This is a genomic window from Aquitalea sp. ASV15 (assembly GCF_016429115.1).
GTDB classification, from domain to species: Bacteria; Pseudomonadota; Gammaproteobacteria; order Burkholderiales; family Chromobacteriaceae; genus Aquitalea; species Aquitalea magnusonii.
Map to the genome: position 1 here is coordinate 99405 of NZ_JAELTZ010000001.1, position 18335 is coordinate 117739.

16 protein-coding genes are annotated in these 18335 nt (G+C 51.5%); 8 read left to right on the forward strand and 8 right to left on the reverse strand.

Annotation, left to right across the window (positions count from 1 at the left end; genetic code table 11):
- The first annotated feature begins 72 nt into the window (after nucleotides 1-72).
- Nucleotides 73-369, forward strand: coding sequence for a hypothetical protein (locus JHD64_RS00485; RefSeq protein WP_199051907.1), 297 nt, complete (start codon nucleotides 73-75; stop codon nucleotides 367-369).
- A gap of 148 nt (nucleotides 370-517) precedes the next feature.
- Here the strand turns inward: JHD64_RS00485 and JHD64_RS00490 are convergent, their stop codons facing one another.
- Both JHD64_RS00490 and JHD64_RS00495 read right to left on the reverse strand, forming a co-directional pair.
- Nucleotides 518-736 (reverse strand): hypothetical protein, encoded by a 219-nt coding sequence (locus JHD64_RS00490; RefSeq protein ID WP_199051908.1) that lies wholly within the window; start codon nucleotides 734-736, stop codon nucleotides 518-520.
- A gap of 32 nt (nucleotides 737-768) precedes the next feature.
- A complete protein-coding gene (locus JHD64_RS00495) occupies nucleotides 769-1461 on the reverse strand; it encodes a hypothetical protein (RefSeq protein ID WP_199051909.1) in 693 nt (230 codons plus the stop codon).
- A 745-nt stretch (nucleotides 1462-2206) separates the two neighbouring features.
- On the opposite strand from JHD64_RS00495, the gene yjjJ reads away from it, so the two are divergent.
- On the forward strand, nucleotides 2207-3511 hold the full coding sequence (yjjJ, locus tag JHD64_RS00500; protein WP_199051910.1) for a type II toxin-antitoxin system HipA family toxin YjjJ: 1305 nt from the start codon (nucleotides 2207-2209) through the stop codon (nucleotides 3509-3511).
- Between the two features lie 152 nt (nucleotides 3512-3663).
- On the opposite strand, the gene JHD64_RS00505 is transcribed toward yjjJ, so the two are convergent.
- The 3 genes from JHD64_RS00505 to JHD64_RS00515 all read right to left on the reverse strand — a co-directional run bounded on the left by JHD64_RS00505 (nucleotide 3664) and on the right by JHD64_RS00515 (nucleotide 7745).
- Nucleotides 3664-4329, reverse strand: a complete 666-nt coding sequence (locus JHD64_RS00505; RefSeq protein ID WP_199051911.1) for a hypothetical protein — start codon at nucleotides 4327-4329, stop codon at nucleotides 3664-3666.
- Between the two features lie 567 nt (nucleotides 4330-4896).
- Nucleotides 4897-5955: a hypothetical protein gene (locus JHD64_RS00510; protein WP_199051912.1), complete on the reverse strand. Its 1059-nt coding sequence runs from the start codon at nucleotides 5953-5955 to the stop codon at nucleotides 4897-4899.
- 639 nt (nucleotides 5956-6594) lie between these two features.
- A protein-coding gene (locus JHD64_RS00515) for an IS3 family transposase (RefSeq protein ID WP_199051913.1) occupies nucleotides 6595-7745 on the reverse strand; the annotation gives its coding sequence in 2 pieces (ribosomal slippage) (nucleotides 6595-7508 and nucleotides 7508-7745; 1152 coding nt in all).
- A gap of 285 nt (nucleotides 7746-8030) precedes the next feature.
- On the opposite strand from JHD64_RS00515, the gene JHD64_RS00520 reads away from it, so the two are divergent.
- The 6 genes from JHD64_RS00520 (at nucleotide 8031) to JHD64_RS00545 (ending at nucleotide 15732) form a co-directional block, all read left to right on the forward strand.
- Nucleotides 8031-8231, forward strand: a complete 201-nt coding sequence (locus JHD64_RS00520) for a helix-turn-helix domain-containing protein (RefSeq protein ID WP_199051914.1) — start codon at nucleotides 8031-8033, stop codon at nucleotides 8229-8231.
- Nucleotides 8232-8808: 577 nt separating this feature from the next.
- Nucleotides 8809-10113 (forward strand): DNA phosphorothioation system sulfurtransferase DndC, encoded by a 1305-nt coding sequence (gene dndC, locus JHD64_RS00525; protein WP_199051915.1) that lies wholly within the window; start codon nucleotides 8809-8811, stop codon nucleotides 10111-10113.
- Nucleotides 10110-12167, forward strand: coding sequence for an AAA family ATPase (locus JHD64_RS00530; RefSeq protein WP_199051916.1), 2058 nt, complete (start codon nucleotides 10110-10112; stop codon nucleotides 12165-12167). The genes dndC and JHD64_RS00530 overlap by 4 nt, the downstream gene beginning before the upstream one ends.
- Complete coding sequence (locus tag JHD64_RS00535; RefSeq protein WP_199051917.1) at nucleotides 12164-13651, forward strand: FtsK/SpoIIIE domain-containing protein; 1488 nt, start codon at nucleotides 12164-12166, stop codon at nucleotides 13649-13651. Before JHD64_RS00530 ends, JHD64_RS00535 begins: the two co-directional genes overlap by 4 nt.
- Nucleotides 13651-14874: an AAA family ATPase gene (locus tag JHD64_RS00540; RefSeq protein ID WP_199051918.1), complete on the forward strand. Its 1224-nt coding sequence runs from the start codon at nucleotides 13651-13653 to the stop codon at nucleotides 14872-14874. Before JHD64_RS00535 ends, JHD64_RS00540 begins: the two co-directional genes overlap by 1 nt.
- Before the next feature lie 3 nt (nucleotides 14875-14877).
- Nucleotides 14878-15732 (forward strand): DUF4435 domain-containing protein, encoded by an 855-nt coding sequence (locus JHD64_RS00545; protein WP_199051919.1) that lies wholly within the window; start codon nucleotides 14878-14880, stop codon nucleotides 15730-15732.
- Between the two features lie 376 nt (nucleotides 15733-16108).
- Here JHD64_RS00545 and JHD64_RS00550 read toward each other — a convergent pair whose 3' ends face one another.
- The 3 genes from JHD64_RS00550 to JHD64_RS00560 form a co-directional block, all read right to left on the reverse strand.
- Nucleotides 16109-17191 carry a ribonucleotide-diphosphate reductase subunit beta gene (locus JHD64_RS00550; RefSeq protein WP_059285764.1) on the reverse strand — a complete coding sequence of 361 codons (1083 nt, stop codon included), beginning with the start codon at nucleotides 17189-17191 and terminating at the stop codon, nucleotides 16109-16111.
- Nucleotides 17192-17209: 18 nt separating this feature from the next.
- Nucleotides 17210-17482 carry a hypothetical protein gene (locus tag JHD64_RS00555; RefSeq protein WP_059285744.1) on the reverse strand — a complete coding sequence of 91 codons (273 nt, stop codon included), beginning with the start codon at nucleotides 17480-17482 and terminating at the stop codon, nucleotides 17210-17212.
- Nucleotides 17483-17555: 73 nt separating this feature from the next.
- Complete coding sequence (locus JHD64_RS00560; protein WP_110312864.1) at nucleotides 17556-17948, reverse strand: DUF4440 domain-containing protein; 393 nt, start codon at nucleotides 17946-17948, stop codon at nucleotides 17556-17558.
- Nucleotides 17949-18335 lie beyond the last annotated feature (387 nt).

Here is an 18335-nt window from a genome sequence, read left to right on the forward strand (position 1 = left end):
TTCGGGGTTTTTTCTTGGTCACGCTCAGTCGGGAGCGGTCTCGCAGTGGCACACAAGAGGCGCAAGGATCAAATGCAAATAACCCGCTCGTATGCACTGCTGTTCATCGTGCTGAATACGCTGCTCGCTGCATGGCTTTTCAGCCCTTGCGTCCCATTCATCCGGTCACTGAGAGGGACTCCGGTTGCGGTGTTTGCCATCAGCTTCGCACTCGTCCTGGTGTCCTTGCTGATTATCATCGGGCGGGTGGCAGTCGATGACATAAAGAAAAGGAAGACCATCCCGATGCAGCTTTTCCTGTTCGGGTGTGGTTCGCTGGTTTTATTCAAGGTAGTTGCGAGTCTGGTGGCCAACTCTTGCGTCCATTGAGGGTGTACTCGAAGTGGCTCGAAACTGCGGTTGCAACAGATAGGCCGGGACTGGCCCTCTGATACCCGCAAGTCCAGCCGCCGGGGGCTTGCTGCAGCAGATAAAGAAAAGCCGCATCATGCGGCTTTTCTGTTGAGTGGGAGGCATCTTATTGACGGGTGAATTCAGCATCCAGGCCGCCGCCTTGCAATCCGGGCAGGTGAATGGGATAGACATTGCCATTTACCACGGCCTGGCCCATGCGCGGTTTTCCGCTGCTAACGGCTTGCAATCCGTTTTGTCCCGCCATGGTGACACGTATTTGCTGCTGGGCCACCCTGGGATTGAGCATTGGCCAGTGCCGGCCTGCATCGATGATTTCATTCATGCGCTGTCTTTCTGTGTGACGGGTAATAAAACTCAAATATCCAGATCTGCAACAAACTGCACCGCCTTGTCACCCAGCTTGTCGATAACGCTCTGTCTGACTTTGCTGTAAATATCGTTATCCAGCGTCATGGTATTGGTGGATTTGTATAAAGTCATGCTGGAAGTGGAATAGGTAAACCAGAGAAAGCCGGTGGTGGTTTCGGTGGTATTGAAATAGAAGGAGGCGTTTTTCATCACTACCGAGCCATTCGACAAACTGCAGGGGGCGATCTGGAAGTTGCCTGCGCTTACACTGCTGCTGGCGCTATTCCATAACAGCAGGCCGTGGCTGTTTTTATCCAGCGCACCCAGAGCGTCGATAGTGGCTTGGGATACAGCGGCCTCGTCGTCTGATGCAATGGCCTTCAGTATTTCAAGCACAGCCTTGTTCATGGCAAATGAATCGCCAGAGGCATTGTATTTTTCAAACTGGAAAGCCTGAATCACCCAGCCCAATGGCTCCAGAACACTTTGATAAAATGCATACCACTGCTCGGTTTGTGCCTCTCTGTCATATTTTTTATTCGCCGCCAGCTGTGCCAGCAATGTGGAATTCAATACGTCTGATTTGTTCTGGCTATCCAGGCCAGCCACAAAGGAAACCAGGCTGCCATCCACCACATAGCCGCCTTTGCTGTCATCGGGTGGCGGTGTGGGGCTGTCTTTTAATAAACCGGCCGGCAAGGCCAGATTGCTGCTGGGTAATTGCAGGCTATTGATAAAGTCGAGACGTTCTGAAATGCCAGGCATGATGATTTCCTTCGGTTAACTGAGAAAAGGCCGAACGCTATTTATCGTGCGGCTTGCTGAGACTAGTTTTGTCCGAAGGGTGCGGCAACATGTTTTATACTTAGCAAATATACTTATGCTGTATTTGCCGCAGTAAATGGCGGGTGCCGGTATTTAGTAGGGTTTTGCTTCGGCAATTCTATGCAGGGTGCAATGGCGATCCCGGTGGTTTGCTGAATGCAAATACTAGCTGTCAGCCTGCTGTTTTTTTATAAATACCCTATTGAAAATAAAACCAGATCATCAGGGCCGCCGGCTGAGTCGTCATGGCCAGCTGGCCAGTGTCGGTGTGGCAAACAAGCGCGCAGCGGCTGTGGTGTGTTGCTGACAGAAGCGGGGCGGCAGGCAGTAGCGCCAGCGTATTGATGATCTGGCCATTGCCAGCCACGCGCGCAGCTGCTGCCAGCCATTGCCCCGGCGCAGGTGATACGGCTGAGCGCCTGGTGTGCGTCTTGGCCGTGCGCTGCCTGTTCTGGCTGGTGCGGGACCATGGCTGGCAAGGCGCACTGCGGGCATGCTGTTTGCCGGCGGCGGCCAGACCTTTGCCGGCCCGTCCCGGCCGGCGCTGGCTGGCGTGACGGCAGGGTGGATTAGCACTAGAATAACTATTCATTTATCTATTCAGTTAATTATTCATACCATGTCACGCCATGCCGATTCCATCCGCCAGCAGCTGGCCGCCGGGCTGCGCAGTGCGCGGCAACTTGTTGAAAATACAGGGCTAAGCCAGCCGACCGTGTCGCGTGCGCTGGCGGCGCTGGGGGATGAGGTGCTAAGGCTGGGCGCCGGGCCAGCTATTCACTATGCGCTGCGCGACACCACGCGCAGCCCGCTGGCGGTACCGGTATACCGCGTGAGCGACAGTGGACAACTCCGCGAACTGGGCCGCCTGCTCGCGGTGCGGCCGGAAGGCTTTGTCATGCAGCAGGCGGATGGCCAGAGCCTGCATAGCGCCGGGCTGCCGTGGTGGCTGTACGATATGCGGCCACAAGGCTATCTGGGGCGGGCCTATGCCAGCGCCCATGCCGCCAGCCTTGGCCTGCCGGCCAATCCGGAGTACTGGAACGATGCCGACGTGCTGCGCGCCCTGCAGGCGCACGGCCACGACATCATCGGCAATCTGCTGATCGGCGAGCAGGCCCGTAGCCACTTTCTGTCCATGCCCACGCCGCAGCCCGTGGTGCGGGCGCAGCATTATCCGGCGCTGGCACGGGCCGCCAGTGCCGGCGAGCTGCCCGGTTCGTCTGCCGGGGGCGAGCAGCCCAAATTCTGTACCTACAGCGAACACGGCCATGTGCTGGTGAAGTTTTCCGCGGCCGATGACAACCCGGTCAGCCAGCGCTGGCGCGATCTGCTGCTGGCCGAGCACCTGGCGCTGGCCGTGCTGGGCGTGGCCACCGCAGTATTCGATTTTGCCGGCCAGCGTTTTCTGGAAGTACCGCGCTTCGACCGCATTGGCGCGCTGGGCCGGGTAGGGGTGTTTTCGCTACGGGCGCTGGATGCCGAATTTGTCGGCGCCGCTCATGCACCATGGCCGGTGGTGGTGCAGCGGCTGGTGACGGCCGGCCATGTCACGCCGCAGTCACACGCCGCTGCCGCCTTGCTGTGGGCCTATGGCACGCTGATCGGCAATAGCGACATGCATGCCGGCAACCTGTCCTTTATCAGCCTGCATGGCCGTCCCTACCAGTTGGCCCCGGCCTACGACATGCTGCCCATGGCCTTTGCCCCGCGCAGTGGTGGCGCACTGGCCGACACCTTGCCCGAGGCCAATCTGCGCGCCGAAGTACCCGCCGACATCTGGCGGCAAGCCTTGACCTTGGCGCAGGATTTCCACGCCCGCCTGTGCGTGCATGACGGTTTCTCCGCCCGTTTTGCCCCCTGCATTGCTGCGCTGGGGCAGCATATCGCGGCGGCGGCGGCGCAGATCGCCCGGCTGGGATAAGTCGCGCCAGCACGGCCGGCCGGGCGGGGCGTGGTGCTGGCGGCCATACGCCAACACCTTGCTGCCGCCTTGCGTCGCCAGGCACCCGTCCTTGCCCTGGCGGCATCGGCCAGCCTTGCCCCAGCGGCCTTATCCTGTCTTGTCCACCACGGCTATTTTGCCGCCTCCGTCCGCCACGCCTGTTTCTCCATGCGCTTTGCCAACTGCTGATGGCAGGCGGCAGCCAGCTGCAGCAGCTCGGTATTATTGCTGGTCAGCCCCTCTGGCCCGGCAATGCGCTGGGTCAATGCCTGCAAGTTTGTGACCTGGCTATCCAGCGCGCAGAGCCGGCCATGGGCGTGGCGGCGCGGGTGATCCGGGGTGTAATCCAGTGTCAGCAACCAGTGTGAATGCCGCCAGCCTCTGCCATATTGCAAAACTGCTTGCAGCACGGCATGGCTGATTTGCTGACCGGCCTCTGCCGCCATGGCCAGCGCCTGTTCCCAGCGCGGCGCGTCGGCTGGCAATTGCTGCAAGGCTGGTAGCAGCTGCCGATTCAGCCAGTCGCGCAGTCTGCGTGTGGCGGGCTGCCGGCATTGGCGCAGGGCGTGTTGCAGGGCTGGTTCCGGCCAATATGGTTGCTGGCTGTCGTGTTGTGGATGCTGGCAGCAGGGGTGTTGTTGGAGGAGGTGTTGCAGGCGTTGGCGTTGGCGTGGGCCGAGCAGGGCGAGGATGTCGTCGGCGCGCAGGCAGCAGGCGTGGGGGTGAGTGTGCAGGCGGATGGGTTTGCCGAGGTAGTAGAGGGTAAGGGGAGGAGGGTGCAGCTTGGCTTCAGTCATGGCGATGTCCTTCACGCGCAATAGACGCAAGTTAATAGGTCACTTACTTGGTTTTTTGCTGGTGATGGGTCGCCAAACCCGATGCGTTATCCAACGCAAGTTTTGGAGGCTAACGGTCAATATCCATTGCGGCAATAGATGGTTGAGCAGATTGAGTGGGTCAAAAGTTCAGTCTGAAGCGGGAATCCGCTGTGCGGATGATGTTCTGTGTTGCCGCTTCCGCGCGGCAGACGGGAAAGAGGGCTTGAGTGGCCAAGCCCTCCTTCACCTCCAAGGCCACCCCACAAGCATGGCCTGCGGCTGCCCGACAGGGCCCGACCGGTGCGAGGCGCGCCTGAACTCGCGATTTACTAACGTCAAATCGCTCAAACAAAGCAGGCGCTTAAGACCTCGCCCCGGCCACCCGTCGGCATGCTTGACGGGGCCCATGGGTGGCGTCGGTGCGGTGGTTTCCGATGATTTTTTGCGACGTACATTTCTGCGTAAATAACTTCCTATACGCCGCTACCGCGAGAACGATGGGTAAAGAGGAATTGTCTGGCCAGTAACTTATAATCTTATTATCTGCTATTGCATGTCCATATATTTTTTAGGAATGCGCGTAATTCCGTTTTGATGTTTTAAATTTTCGTCAAGTGAGCATACTTTTACAGACTTTGATTGTGGAATTGAAACGTACCATGCGTCACTATTTGCGTACCAATAGCACAATGCCACAGTATTATTTTCTTCGATTGCTGAGATATTTTTCAGGTAGTTTTTGTCTTTGAATAAAATTGGATCAATTTGAAATTTCTTGGTAATTCCACCTCCGTTGCCGTTTGCGATGAGCGAGACCGCACCGAGCCGCTCGCCTTGCAGTATAAGAGCAAGGCATACCACGCAAATAAACGTAAACAAAGAGATGCTCATCACCCCGTTCGTATTTTTCCTGGCATCGTAGAATACAATGACTGCCATTAGTGACATTGCAGCCTGGATGCAGCAAATAAAAATTACCCAGTCAGTATCGTTATTTATTTTTAGATCGTAAATATTTCTAATTGCGAGTGCATTGGTTATTACAAAATAAAAAGATGCAAAATTTAATACCATTGCCAAGAATAGGGCTGTGCTTGCATTTTTATTTTTTTCATCTCCGCTGAAATAAAAATGAATAAGTGCAAGTGCTGTTGTTGCAGCAAAAACAGAGAGTTGGGTTATGAAAAAATTCTCTGCATTGCTGGCTAGTGCATGAATTGTAGCGCCAAGAATAATCGTAGAAGGCAGTATGTGATACCAAATGATAAATAATTTATTTTTTTCTTGGGAAATAAAAGATCTTACTTCTTTGTCTGATAGCATCTGATGTGGTACTAAGATGCCAACACCTAGAAGTCCTGCGCCTAAAAGGGCGATTGTTCCTAATACTCCAGAGGATTCGCCGGTTATATTAATTGGAATTCCAGTTGCCATTCCAAATTTCATCAACAGCCAAGTGCCGATTGTAGTTAGCGTTATCCCTATAATTAGTAGCGACTGAAATATTATTTGTATTCTTTTTGCCTTGATGTCAATTCTATCTTTTAGTGATAGCGAATTGAATTCCTCTATTTCGGTTATTTTGCTATTTTCCACGGACTGCACGATATTTGGACTCTTTTAAGTAATAAATTTTAGAAAGATATTTTCAAGATGAGCTTTATTAGAACCTTTACGGACAATGACCGCTCCCGTCAGTGCGAGCCGACCCAGTCGTGCCGCTCAGGGTCTTAAGCGGTCGGCTGTCCGCAGCGGCGCGACGGTAGCGCGCCGCAAGTTCCGGCCGCGCCCTGGGCGGGATGGCTGGGGCGGGGTTTCGACGCGCTGCGGGTCGCCTTTTCTTTGGGTACTTTCTTTTGGCGAAGCAAAAGCAAAGTACCTCGCCGGCGGGGCGAGACCCGCGAAGTTGATTTTGGTTTTTATGTTTACGGTGATAACCCCGTTTGGGCATCCGCTTACACGGATAATGATTTACATGCCGTTTCCGCACGGCGGACGGGAAGGAGGGCTTGTGCGGCTAAGCCCTCCTTCACCTCCAAGGCCACCCCCTGAACTCGCGATTTGCTAACGTCAAATCGCTCAAGCAAAGCAGGCGCTTAACACCTCGCCTTCGCTAATGATGTTTTATTGAATAAATCTTTTCATAAGAGCCATGTGTTCGCTTGGCTTAAGTTCACGTAAGCTTGCTCCTTCTCTAATGTAGTATTTTTCGTCATACAGGCTAGGTGAATCGCCCCGGCTTCTCTAGACACTCTTGAGCCGTTGGAAATATTGCTTTTCAAACTCTACCGGCGATAGCCCGTTTGCGGAACCATGCCGGCGTTTCGGGTTGTAGAACATCTCGATGTAATCGAAGATGTCACGACGGGCATCCTCCCTGTCGTGATAGGTTTTGCGCTTGATACGCTCACGCTTCAGCAACTGGAAGAAACTCTCCGCAACAGCATTGTCGTGGCAGTTCCCGCGCCGACTCATGCTGGGTACCAAACGATGGGCCTTCAAAAAATCCTGCCAGTCGTAACTACTGAACTGACTTCCCTGGTCCGAATGCACCAGCACTTCCTGCTTGGGCTGACGTCGCCATACCGCCATCAACAGGGCATTCAGCACCAGCTCTCTATCGATACGTGACTGCATCGACCAACCAATCACCTGCCGTGAGAACAGGTCCAGCACCACCGCCAGGTACAACCACCCCTCATGCGTGCGGATATAAGTGATGTCGGTCACCCAAGCTTTATTCGGTTCATTCACGGTGAACTGGCGTTGCAGGTGGTTAGGTGCCACCACTGCCGGGCGGCCACTGTAATGCCCAGGACGTCGATGGTAGCCAGTCTGCGAACGTAAGCCCTCCTGCTTCATCAGCCGTGCCACGCGATGTTTGCCGCAGCGCTCCCCCTGAGCCTGCAAGTCGTCATGCACCTTGCGATAGCCATAGACACCGCCACTTTCGAGCCAAGCCTGCTTGATATGCCCCAGCAAACGCTGGTCTTCTCGCGCTCGCGGTGAGTACGGTGACGCTTTCCCGGCGTAGTAGCCACTGGGATGCACCGACATAACACAACACAGACGTCGAATAGGGAACTGCTGCGCATGGGCCCGGATGAAGGCATACCTTACCCGGACTCCTTGGCAAAGTATGCGGCGGCCTTTTTTAGGATGTCGCGCTCCTCGGTGACCCGTTTGAGCTCTGCCTTGAGACGTCGGATTTCGGCTTGCTGGTCTGCAGGTTCGGCCGGTTGGATGCGCCTGGGGTCGTAGCGTTTCAGCCATTGATACAGGCTGTGGGCAGAGACGCCGAGGCGGCTGGCGACTTCGGCCACAGGGTAACCACGCTCGGTTACCTGTTTGACCGCTTCAATCTTGAACTCTTCGGGGAAACGCGGCTTGCTCATGACACCTCCTTGTGGGGCCTAGTGTGAGGCTCTTGAGGTGCCTAGGAAAGGAGGGGCGATTCACCCTATACAAAGCTACCTGAACGTAGAAATTCTCACAAGTAGCTGATATTGTTAGATTTTTGTCGTTATAACTTTTGAACATTGGTTGCAAAAGTCGCGATATGTTGCCCATTAAATTACACAAGGAAGAACGTGCTAGTTATGTGTAATCGAACAAATGTCAATTGGCAGAGTTGGACAAAATTGGCTAATATAGGCCAGTCTATGATGTGGATATGTCAAATGCACTCGTCTAGTGGCGATATTCTTACGATGGATGAAGTGGCAGAATATCTGAAAGTTAGCAAGCGAACTGTCTACCGTTTAGCCCAGAGCGGAGAACTTCCAGCCTTCAAACTTGGTGGGATATGGCGTTTTCGTCGGTCTGATCTAGAACGATGGATTGCCGAAAGTGTAAACAAGAAACCAAGTACAACAAATTAGCAGTGAAGGAAGTACAATCAATGCCTATCAGCCGTTCGTGACGCCACACCAACGTTTCTACCACACATGATTGGTAAACCAACACGCAACTCAGGAGTTGTCGTCTGTCTCATATTATTTGTGCGATCCATATGGCTTGTTTCGATTGAACGAAAATTAGGGGATCATGCTCAGCTGCCGATATTAATTCCAGCACTGGATTTTATTAATTTCCCAGCTGATTCGATTATTTTCTATTTATTCAGAATCGGATTTAGAAATGGAATTTTCATGATCTTAGTTAAAAGATGTTTGCTAGGAAATAGCTACTTGGCAAGGATAATTCCTCATTCCCGATGAGCGACTTAAAATATCTAATATCTGCTGAAATTTGGCCATTTAGCTCAACTAGGGGGCTGTCCAGACTGCGAAGTTTGTTGGCATGATCTGCACTCATGAACGGGAAAAAGTTTAAGGTGATGATGGTTTTTGTAGAACGTTGGCGAGATATGCTGACTATATATTCGATGACACCTGGGATTGATATGGTGAAGTGCCGGTTGCGCATGCACCGCGCGCTGCGGTAAAGGAAAAGGCAATGGAATTGTTGAGTAACAGTGAAAAAACTAGACAACTTATCCGTGAGCAATACGAAGCGGACGACCGTCCATGGGTTGTCGCATACTCTGGTGGCAAAGACTCTACCCTTGTTCTTCAGCTCGTTATGGAACTCCTGCTAGAACTTGGGCCAAAAGCTCGAAAACCAGTCTATGTACTGTCCAGCGATACACGAGTTGAAGCTCCAAACGTTTCTGAGTATGTTGTGGAGGCAATGAGTCGGATTGAAAATTCAGCGCGCGCGCGAAATTTAAATTTACATACACAACTCGTCTTCCCTGATATTGACGAGGGCTTTTGGGCAAAGATGATTGGAAAAGGCTATCCTCCGCCAAGCAGATGGTTCCGTTGGTGTACCAGCAATATGAAAATCAAGCCCTCTCGTCGAGCCATTGAAGGTATTGTCGCAGCTAAAGGCAGTGTCATCTTGTTGCTTGGATCAAGAACGGATGAAAGTGCGAATCGTGCACAGTCAATTCAGTCTTTTGCGAACAATGAGAGGCGTTTGAATCCTCACCATGAGATTCCAGACGCAATGGTATTCAAGCCAATTGTGGAATGGACAACGGATGAAGTGTGGGAATACCTTGCATCTAATTCGCCAGCATGGGGCGGAAGTCATGACAAAATTATTCAGCTATATCGCCAAGCAAATGGAGGGGAGTGTCCGATCGTCCTTGATCTGGATACCCCGTCATGTGGCGGAAGCAGGTTTGGATGCTGGACTTGTACGGTCGTTAAACAGGACAAGTCGATGGAAGGCTTTATTGCAACAGGTGAAGAGTGGATGAGGCCACTTAACTCTTTCCGTAAAGTTTTAATTGAATATCGGGATAAAGCTGGGATGCGAAGCTCAGTAAAAAGGGATGGCACGCAAGGGCAAGGGCCGTTCACCCCTGAGGCGCGGAAAAAAATTTTACGAGAGCTTCTTCAAACTGAGAGGGAAGTTGGTTGGACACTGATTCATGACGATGAATTAGCGCATGTTCAAAAAATTTGGAACGTTGAATTTGATTACACTAATTCAGAAGCCATAAGCATCGCAAGAGAATTCGGAAGGAGCATCTCGATGCCGAACTTTAATGCCGATGATGAGAGGGAGGATTTTCTCGAAAAGGCGGCACTTGAAGCAGATGTGCCGTATGAACTGTTGCAAGCAATTCTGGGACTTACGAAAAATAAGTGGCCCTCTCTTGAGGTACACGGAGCAAAAACTGGCCTAGAACGCGACATTGAGAAGGCTTTGCTTTTAGCCGCTAAACAAGTGGAACAGGCTGCGCCATGAGATTTTTACGTATTCAAATCAAGAATCTTTTTTCTTATCGCGATGGTAGATTCGAATTTCCTGAGGAATCAGATTCTTCGAGGAATGTAATACTCATACATGGACGAAACGGATTCGGTAAAACGAGTTTTATTAATGCTCTCAAGCTCTTCTTTCTAGGGTATGCCGATAGCGAAATTCGCGTCGTTGCACGTGGGCGCCAGTATTCTGCTCGTGACTACATGTTGGGCGGCGGGCCCGAATGGGAAGGAGCATTTAATCGTCGTGCTTTAGCTGACAAGGAAAAGGTTTGTAGTGTTTCCGTTACATGGCGAGAACCGCAAGGAACTGTTGTCGGAACACGCTCATGGACTATCAGCGGGCCGGGCACTATCACAGAGAAGTTAGAGATTGAACCGGATTTTCAAGTCGATGATGATACTTTAGATGACCCGGAGCAGCGACAGGAGTTTCTTGAGAAACGGCTGCCAAGGGCATTGGTCCCATTTTTTATCTACGATGCGGAACAAGTCCAGCGCATAGCAGAAAGTAATTCCGAAGCAGGAATTGAGCAAATCGAACGGCTCCTAGATATTACTGCTATTAATACTGCGGATTCATATCTTTCTAAGGTGCTTCAAAAGCTTCGGCGCGAAAGCAATGCGAGGGGGGAACAGTACAACCTTGAGTCGCTTCGTGGCCAATATGAAGTGGCACTTGCCAACCGGGGTAAGATAGAAAATGACATTGAAATCGCCGAAAATGATGATGCCGACTACAGGAGAAGAATAACCGAGCTCACTCGGCGCTTGGCTAGTTCCAAGGCTGCAGCGAATGAGCAAACGGAAGGGGTCATTAAAGGAAAGATGTCCGACAAACAAGGAAGTCTAGAAGAACTATCATCATCGTTTCTAGAGAGTTTTCCTGAAATAGCACCGCTTGTAAGTCACCCCCACCTGGTTAGCAAAGCAGTTGAAAAACTGAAGCAAGTCTCGCAAGGTAAGGGACAATTTGTAGAGGAACTTCGCGTTGTGCTTGGAAGACTACCGAGCAGACTTTTCGATGAGCCTCAATTCCCTCGACCAGTCCTGACGGAAGCGCAAACGCGATTTTTTAAGCAAAAGGCAGAGTTGCTTATCGAGTCGGAAATTGAACTGGCTACCGTTCCAGATAGTGAAGATAACTGGAGTGTAAGTATTGATCGTGCGCGTCGTGTCGAGGACCAGCTTCGTGGGTTTATTGCGTCTTCCTCGCTGCGGGAAAGCTTCGCCTCTCAATTGCGTGAGATTAGCAAGTTAATGCGCGACGAACTTGCTCTTGAGGCTCAGCTAAAAGATCTTAGCAATTTGCCTGAAAGTGACAGGCAAAAACAAAATGAACGTCGTAACGAGCTTCAACAATTAGAGGGAGCCTCACGTGAGTTGCGAGAAAGAATTGGTGCAATGCGTGATAGCTTGATACCGCTTTCTCGTTCGATTGAGAAGTTACGTTCCGAGGTAAACTACCAAGAGCGACGCGTTAGCGAGGCTACCCGAAATCAGGTCAGTGTGACGATTGCAGAGAAGGCGTTAGCTGGAGTCCGTTTATATAAAAGCGCACTCAAAGAGTCGCGGCGAAATGAGATTCAGGATGCTATGAATTTGCATCTAAAAACACTTTTGGATTCAAGTACCCAGATCCATGCGGTTCAGTTTGATGAAGACTTTAAGATGACCTATTTGAACAGTGAAAACGAAGTCATCGGTATGGCAAATATTTCTGCCGGCATGAAGCAGATTGCGGCTCAAGCATTTTTGTGGGCTTTGAAAGATGTTGCTCGCTCGACATCCCCCGTAGTTATAGATACACCCTTAGCTCGTATCGACGCGGGTCACCAGAAGTTGTTAATTACCAAGTTCTATCCTGCAGCTGCAGAGCAAGTGATCGTTCTGCCTACAGATTCTGAGCTGGATGTTCACAAATATGCCTTGCTGAAGCCGTTCATATCAGCGGAATTCAGGTTAAATAATCCCAATGGCGATTCTACAGATGTTGAATCTGATGTCAAAATGTATGACTTGGAGGCAATACAATGAGTCGAGTCTACATAAGTGAACAGGATGAGATCGTCGTAAAGCAAGTAATGAGAAAAGCACTACGTGGATCCGATCGTGAGCCAAAATGGAAGGCACTTCGCATTGCACTTTCATTGTCCCTAGCACGCCCAGATGCCCCTTCCGAAGAATATGACGATTACCGCCCAAAAGGCGGAGATTACTCTTGGGAACAAGTCTGTGGTCAGGGGCTAGACTCCGACTACACTGACGCATATCGCGCGATTCTGTCAGCTTTTCATGACACAGATCTGTTTACTGATGAGAAAGGTGAATTTGGTCGGCTATTGCAGCGACACATTCGTCGTGGTCTTTCGGAAATTCGTACTGGGTGGCGCGAAACTCATGATTTTTACGAATTTCTTTATCAAGAGCTCTTAAGCCGCACTCCAGTTCTAAGTAGTCCAGCGCCCGACATTGGTCAGAAGCTGTTAGCTGCACTCCAAGAAATTGGCGTAATGGCAGAAATTACTGAGCAGTCTGAGGGCGCGAGATTGTTGTCTTTCGACTTATTGCTCGGTGATGCAACACAATTCCGAGCACTTCAGCGGGCAGGCGAGGACCTGTCGCTAATCTTGGGTACAGGCCCAATAAGTTTCAGCCTTCCTGGTACTCCTCGCACAGTTACTATGTTGATTCCAAAGGTTAAGAGCGCCTGGAGATCGATAAGTTGGAGCGAGATAAAGGACTTTGTTCCCGATGCAGAAGAGGCACAATTGGGAATCTGCCTTGGCTTAGATCCAATAGGAGCTCCTGTTACTTTTGATCTTGCTCAGGCACCGCATCTACTAATCGCAGGGACTACGAACAGCGGGAAAAGTGTTGCACTTCATGCGATCATTTGCTCTTTGCTGCAAAATAACAATACAGATTCGCTAAATCTTTGCTTGATAGATCCTAAGCAGGTTGAATTCACGCCTTACAAAAAGCTGCCACATATTTTCGGCGATGGCGTAATTACTGAAATGGCTCTTGCGAAGCAAGCTCTTGAAGATATCGTGGATGAAATGGCCGCCAGAGAGTCGCAAATGGCGGGATTAGGTTTCAAGAACCTCATTGAGTGGAAAGAAAAGCGCACGGATTTCCCACCGTTCCTTGTCGTTTGTATCGAGGAGTTGGCCGACTTGATTATGCAACATCCTGAGGCCGAGGTGCCACTAGTGCGCATTGCACAAAAGGGGCGCGCAAGTGGAATACATTTAGTGTTGGCGACACAACGTCCCGACAGTGTTACTTTGAGCGGTTTGCTTCGAACAAACGTGGCAAGTCGCATTGCATTGACTGTGCAAAAGGCGACCGACTCTCGCATTATTCTCGATGACACAGGAGCAGAACTTTTGCTTGGCCAGGGAGATGCGCTGGTTCGGCTAGTCGGTGAACAGACGCGTCGTGTCCAATGTGCATTCCTTTCCTCGAAAGAAATTTCGGCAGAAGTTGCCCGCTATCGTCCATCAAGGAGTAAATAATGGATGACACTTTCATCTTGACGAGTTTCGCTCCGATTGTTCTCTCTCTTGAAAGGGTAGGTCCCTTCCAAGAGAGGCTTGAGCAATTCAATTTTCGAAACGCTGGTAGTGAACCCTGCAATTATTTCTTGCTTCTAAGTCGTAATGGACGAGGTAAGACTCACATACTAGAGTCGATGGCTGCGTTGATGGGGGTGCTCGGCCAATCTCCTGATCACTCACCTCAACCGTTTCAGTTTGAACCATTAGCCAAAGGGGACGGAAGGGCTCAGCTAGATTTTCTGATTTCTTACAGTAGCGAAGGTTTGCGACGCACAGAGGTCCTTTCAATTTTCGGTGGTTATGCTTCTGATGAACTGTGGCTGAATCATTGGTCAGAGGACAAGCTGCTTGATGCAGGTGCAACGGCTTGGCGTAGGATTGGCGTCATCAGGCGTGGCACGAGTGACTATAAATGGTCGGCATTAGACGATTGGACTCGTGAGTTCACTGCATGGATTGGCGACATGGTCGGAGAAAACATTGAAACATTCGCTGGTTCTTCGCTTACTGCTCCTACTCTTATATATTTCCCGGCCTATCGCGACATAGTAGCGCTGGCTGACGATGAGCATCGCGCAATTGAGCCTCCCAAGGATTGGAACTATCGCCCATTACATGTCTTCCGACAAGAAGGACGGCAATGGCGTGAGTCGCTTGATAATCTGTTGGTTTGGCTAATGTGGCTTGATGATGGGCGTTATCAGGCTGCATTGGAAATGGTAAACGACTACGTTTTTTCTGGCACTGATAAAGAATTGATTGGCATTCCTAATCGCAACGAATTGGTAGCGAAGATTGGATACCTAGATAAAAGTAAAACTCATAGATTGGACCAATTAAGTAGTGGTGAAAAGAGTCTGATGCAGATCTTTTTGCGTATGGGGGCCCATATGACGAGGAACACAATTTTAATGATTGACGAAGTGGATGCTCACTTGCATCCGCAATGGCGTTCAAAAATTGCTTTACTCCTAAAGGGGTTGCTTCAGGCAAAACCAGGCCTTTCTGTATTCCTAGCCAGTCATGCAGATGAGATTATTGAATCGCTGAATGTTGAAGTTGAAGAACCCGGTTTAGTAAAAGGCGGTGAGTTGCTATTGACACCTCAAGAGGAGCTGCAATCCGAGCGACGCATTGAGGATGCAAAGTTTGTTAGTGATAGTTTTATCCGTAGCGAGTAACCGATGGCGAACATAATCGGATTGTCGACGAGTCAAATTAAGAGTCGTTATCGAGATAAGGTTGAGGTGTATGTCGAAGGTAAAGATGATCTCGCAATCTATAAGAACTACTGGTTTTCACAACTAACCGATAAACTTAACTTTATCTGCGCGGAAGAAGGTGGTGCTGCTGTTCCTGGCTGCGTTGGGGTTGAACGAAATGTAATTACCCAACGCTTGGCTGGGATCGATGCCTATGGACTAATCGACCGAGATGCTGTTTCAGATTTCATTCATGCGAGTGAAACCAACGACATTTCCTATTTGGAAAAGAATTACCAGAAAAATCCATACATTTATTACACAGTGCGTTGGGAGCTTGAAAATTATTTGATTGACCCTGATGTCTGGGAGCAGGAGCGAGTAAACGCAAAAACTCAAGGACATAATCGCCGAGAGGCGATGGCAGTGTATGAAGAGATATTGGAACACTGTCAAATTCTTGTCGCGCATGCAGCTGCAAATGTTGTTAGACAGATATTTGGCCAGCCTAAAATTCCCGACGGATTTGGAAGTCAAGCGAAATCACGCGCTGCCTACGAGAAAGAGTTGTTTAGTACAATTATGTTGGACGCATCAGAAGAACAACAAATAGCTTACCGCGAATGGGTGAGCAGAATCGAAGCATTCGATTTTCCTGATGGTACACCTTCTGACAGAGTGCTCGCCATTTGCAGGCGGATCCATGGGAAGGCGCTTTTGTTGCGCTTCTTCAAGACTTATAACATTCAGGATGAGAAGCGTTTCAGTGTTGCATATCATTTGGCCGGAAAAGTTCCGAGGGAACTTTCAGACAAGCTACTATCATGGTTGGGCTAAGAAAGTAGACAAGCCCCTACCCGCCCAGGATGTTCACCATCGTAGGTATTCACATTTTGCACATAATAACCCACCCATTCGAGTCCGGCCTGAGTTCAACTCAGATTCAGTGCCCGATGACTGAAACATAGAAAGGCAAAAACAAGGCGATTGACTTTCGCCTCATTAACAGCACCATATAGCATGGCATATTACAATCCACCAAAAGCCCCGAAAAATACGGGGCTTTTGGTGGATGTAAACATGATCCCTTCCATAACGCCTGCTGAAAAATTTGCGTTGTTTCCGATGTTTAAACTTGCAATGTCATATGTCGTTTATTGCAGTCTAAAGCGTCGTTTTTGCAAACTTATCTGTCGTTCGACGCTAAAAGTAATCAATCCCAGCTCAACGCCCCGCCAGTCTGATACTCCGTCACGCGGGTCTCAAAGAAGTTCTTCTCCTTCTTCAAGTCAATCATCTCGCTCATCCACGGGAAGGGGTTGTTCACGCCCGGGAACAGCTGGTCCAGACCAATCTGCTGCATGCGACGGTTGGCGATAAAGCGCAGGTATTCCTTGAACATGCTGGCGTTCAGACCCAGCACGCCACGCGGCATGGTGTCTTCGGCATAGGCGTATTCCAGCTCCACCGCCTGCTTGAACAACTCGACGATTTCGGCCTTGAAGCTGTCGGTCCACAGCTGCGGGTTTTCCAGCTTGATGGTGTTGATCAGGTCGATGCCGAAATTGCAGTGGCTGGATTCGTCACGCAGGATGTACTGGTACTGCTCGGCGGCGCCGGTCATCTTGTTCTGACGGCCGAGGGCGAGGATTTGCACAAAGCCGACGTAGAAGAACAGACCTTCCATGATGCAGGCAAACACGATCAGCGAACGCAGCAGTTTCTGGTCGTTTTCCAGGGTGCCGGTCTTGAAGGCCGGGTCGCACAGTACGTTGATAAACGGAATCAGGAATTCGTCCTTGTCACGGATGGACTTGATTTCGTTGTAGGCGTTGAACACTTCGCCTTCATCCAGGCCCAGGCTTTCCACGATGTACTGGTAGGCGTGGGTGTGGATGGCTTCGTCAAAAGCCTGGCGCAGCAGGTACTGGCGGCATTCCGGGCTGGTGATCTGGCGGTAGGTGCCCAGCACGATGTTGTTGGCGGCCAGGCTGTCGGCGGTGACGAAGAAGCCCAGGTTGCGCTTGACGATGCGCATTTCATCTTCGGACAGCTGGCCGGTTTTCCATTGTTCGATGTCGCGCTGCATGTTCACTTCTTGCGGCATCCAGTGGTTGGCACATTGGGCGAGGTATTTTTCCCAGGCCCATTTGTGCTTGAACGGGACCAGCTGGTTGACGTCGGTGGTGCCGTTGATGACTTTTTTGTCAACGGCATTGACGCGGCCGCCGGTGTGCTTGTCGTTGCTGGTGGGAACGGCCGGTTTTTGTACCGGGGTATCGTCAAAGCTCAACATGTTTTGCATTCTCCGTGTTTATTTGCCGGCCACGCCTTGTGGGGCGGTCGGCTGGATCTGGTATCTGGCGCCGGGCAGGGCATGCGTGCTGGTGCGGCTGTCGGGCTGACAGGGGGCTTGTTCCAGCTGCATGGCGCTCTGGCGCATGATGCGGATGGCGGTACGGGGGGTGGCCGGCGTGTCGCGCAGCGGCTGCGGCAGGTCGACCAGTACCAGGCCCAGCTTGCGGTAGCGGTCTTGTTCCGGATGCTGCGCGGCGCGGCTGGCGCTGCAGAAGAGGGTGGTGCTCATGCCGTTCTCCCCGTGTGTTGGTTCGGTCTTCCGAAGCCGGCTGCGGCCAGCCGGCTTGAGAAGTCTGTCCGGCTCATTGGGCCGGATGGCTGTGTTCTTCAAACTGTGCCAGGCCGTAGATGCGCCATTCGCCGTTTTCCCGTTTCAGGTGGTAGCCGGTGGAGAACATCCACGGCTCGGCCTGGTGGCGGTGGGCGGTCCAGCGTACCTTGACGGTGGCCAGCTCGCTGCCAAAGGACAGTACTTCGGCCAGATGGCAGCTGGCGCTGGTGACGCCCTGGGCGCGGTAGTAGGCGAGAATGCCGGCCGTGGTCTGGTACAGCATTTCTTCGTCGTTGATGCCAAAGGTGGCGATCTGGCCATGGTGCACGGCGGTGAAGGGCCGGGTGAACAGGGCCGATACGGCGCGTGCATCCAGTGCCGAGTAGGCCTGGCTGTAACGGTTAAAAAACTCCTGAAGTGTCATGGGCATCTCTGATTGTTGGGGCCTTGCGGGCCTGGTTCAGACAAGGGCTGGCCATGCTGGCTGCACCTTTGTTTGCTCTTACACTTCCCCATTCGGAAACCGCCTGCGGGCAAGCGGTTTGGAAATGGGCTGGCCGGGTGAGCGGCCAGTGGTTTGCGATTGGTGTTGCGTCTATCCGTCTTGCCTGCTGACTGGCAGGCTTCGCCAGCTTTGCAAGCTACCCTGTCGTACTGCGACAGGGGTTCGGGTAGTTGCTTCGCGTCAATCCGTGTTGTTTGCCTGCTTACTGGCAGGCTTCGCCAGCTTTTCAAGCTACCCTGCCGCGGAGCGACAGGGATCCGGGTTGTTGCTTCGCATCAATCTATCCTGCTTGCTTGCCTTACTGGC

What these genes read in the sequence shown, in the direction of transcription:
- JHD64_RS00485 (WP_199051907.1), top strand. Translation starts at nt 73, where the DNA reads ATGCAAATAACCCGCTCGTATGCACTGCTGTTCATCGTGCTGAATACG.
- JHD64_RS00490 (WP_199051908.1), bottom strand. Translation starts at nt 736, where the DNA reads ATGAATGAAATCATCGATGCAGGCCGGCACTGGCCAATGCTCAATCCC.
- JHD64_RS00545 (WP_199051919.1), top strand. Translation starts at nt 14,878, where the DNA reads ATGGCGAACATAATCGGATTGTCGACGAGTCAAATTAAGAGTCGTTAT.
- JHD64_RS00550 (WP_059285764.1), bottom strand. Translation starts at nt 17,191, where the DNA reads ATGTTGAGCTTTGACGATACCCCGGTACAAAAACCGGCCGTTCCCACC.
- JHD64_RS00540 (WP_199051918.1), top strand. Translation starts at nt 13,651, where the DNA reads ATGGATGACACTTTCATCTTGACGAGTTTCGCTCCGATTGTTCTCTCT.
- JHD64_RS00505 (WP_199051911.1), bottom strand. Translation starts at nt 4,329, where the DNA reads ATGACTGAAGCCAAGCTGCACCCTCCTCCCCTTACCCTCTACTACCTC.
- JHD64_RS00555 (WP_059285744.1), bottom strand. Translation starts at nt 17,482, where the DNA reads ATGAGCACCACCCTCTTCTGCAGCGCCAGCCGCGCCGCGCAGCATCCG.
- yjjJ (WP_199051910.1), top strand. Translation starts at nt 2,207, where the DNA reads ATGTCACGCCATGCCGATTCCATCCGCCAGCAGCTGGCCGCCGGGCTG.
- JHD64_RS00530 (WP_199051916.1), top strand. Translation starts at nt 10,110, where the DNA reads ATGAGATTTTTACGTATTCAAATCAAGAATCTTTTTTCTTATCGCGAT.
- JHD64_RS00520 (WP_199051914.1), top strand. Translation starts at nt 8,031, where the DNA reads ATGCACTCGTCTAGTGGCGATATTCTTACGATGGATGAAGTGGCAGAA.
- JHD64_RS00560 (WP_110312864.1), bottom strand. Translation starts at nt 17,948, where the DNA reads ATGACACTTCAGGAGTTTTTTAACCGTTACAGCCAGGCCTACTCGGCA.
- dndC (WP_199051915.1), top strand. Translation starts at nt 8,809, where the DNA reads ATGGAATTGTTGAGTAACAGTGAAAAAACTAGACAACTTATCCGTGAG.
- JHD64_RS00535 (WP_199051917.1), top strand. Translation starts at nt 12,164, where the DNA reads ATGAGTCGAGTCTACATAAGTGAACAGGATGAGATCGTCGTAAAGCAA.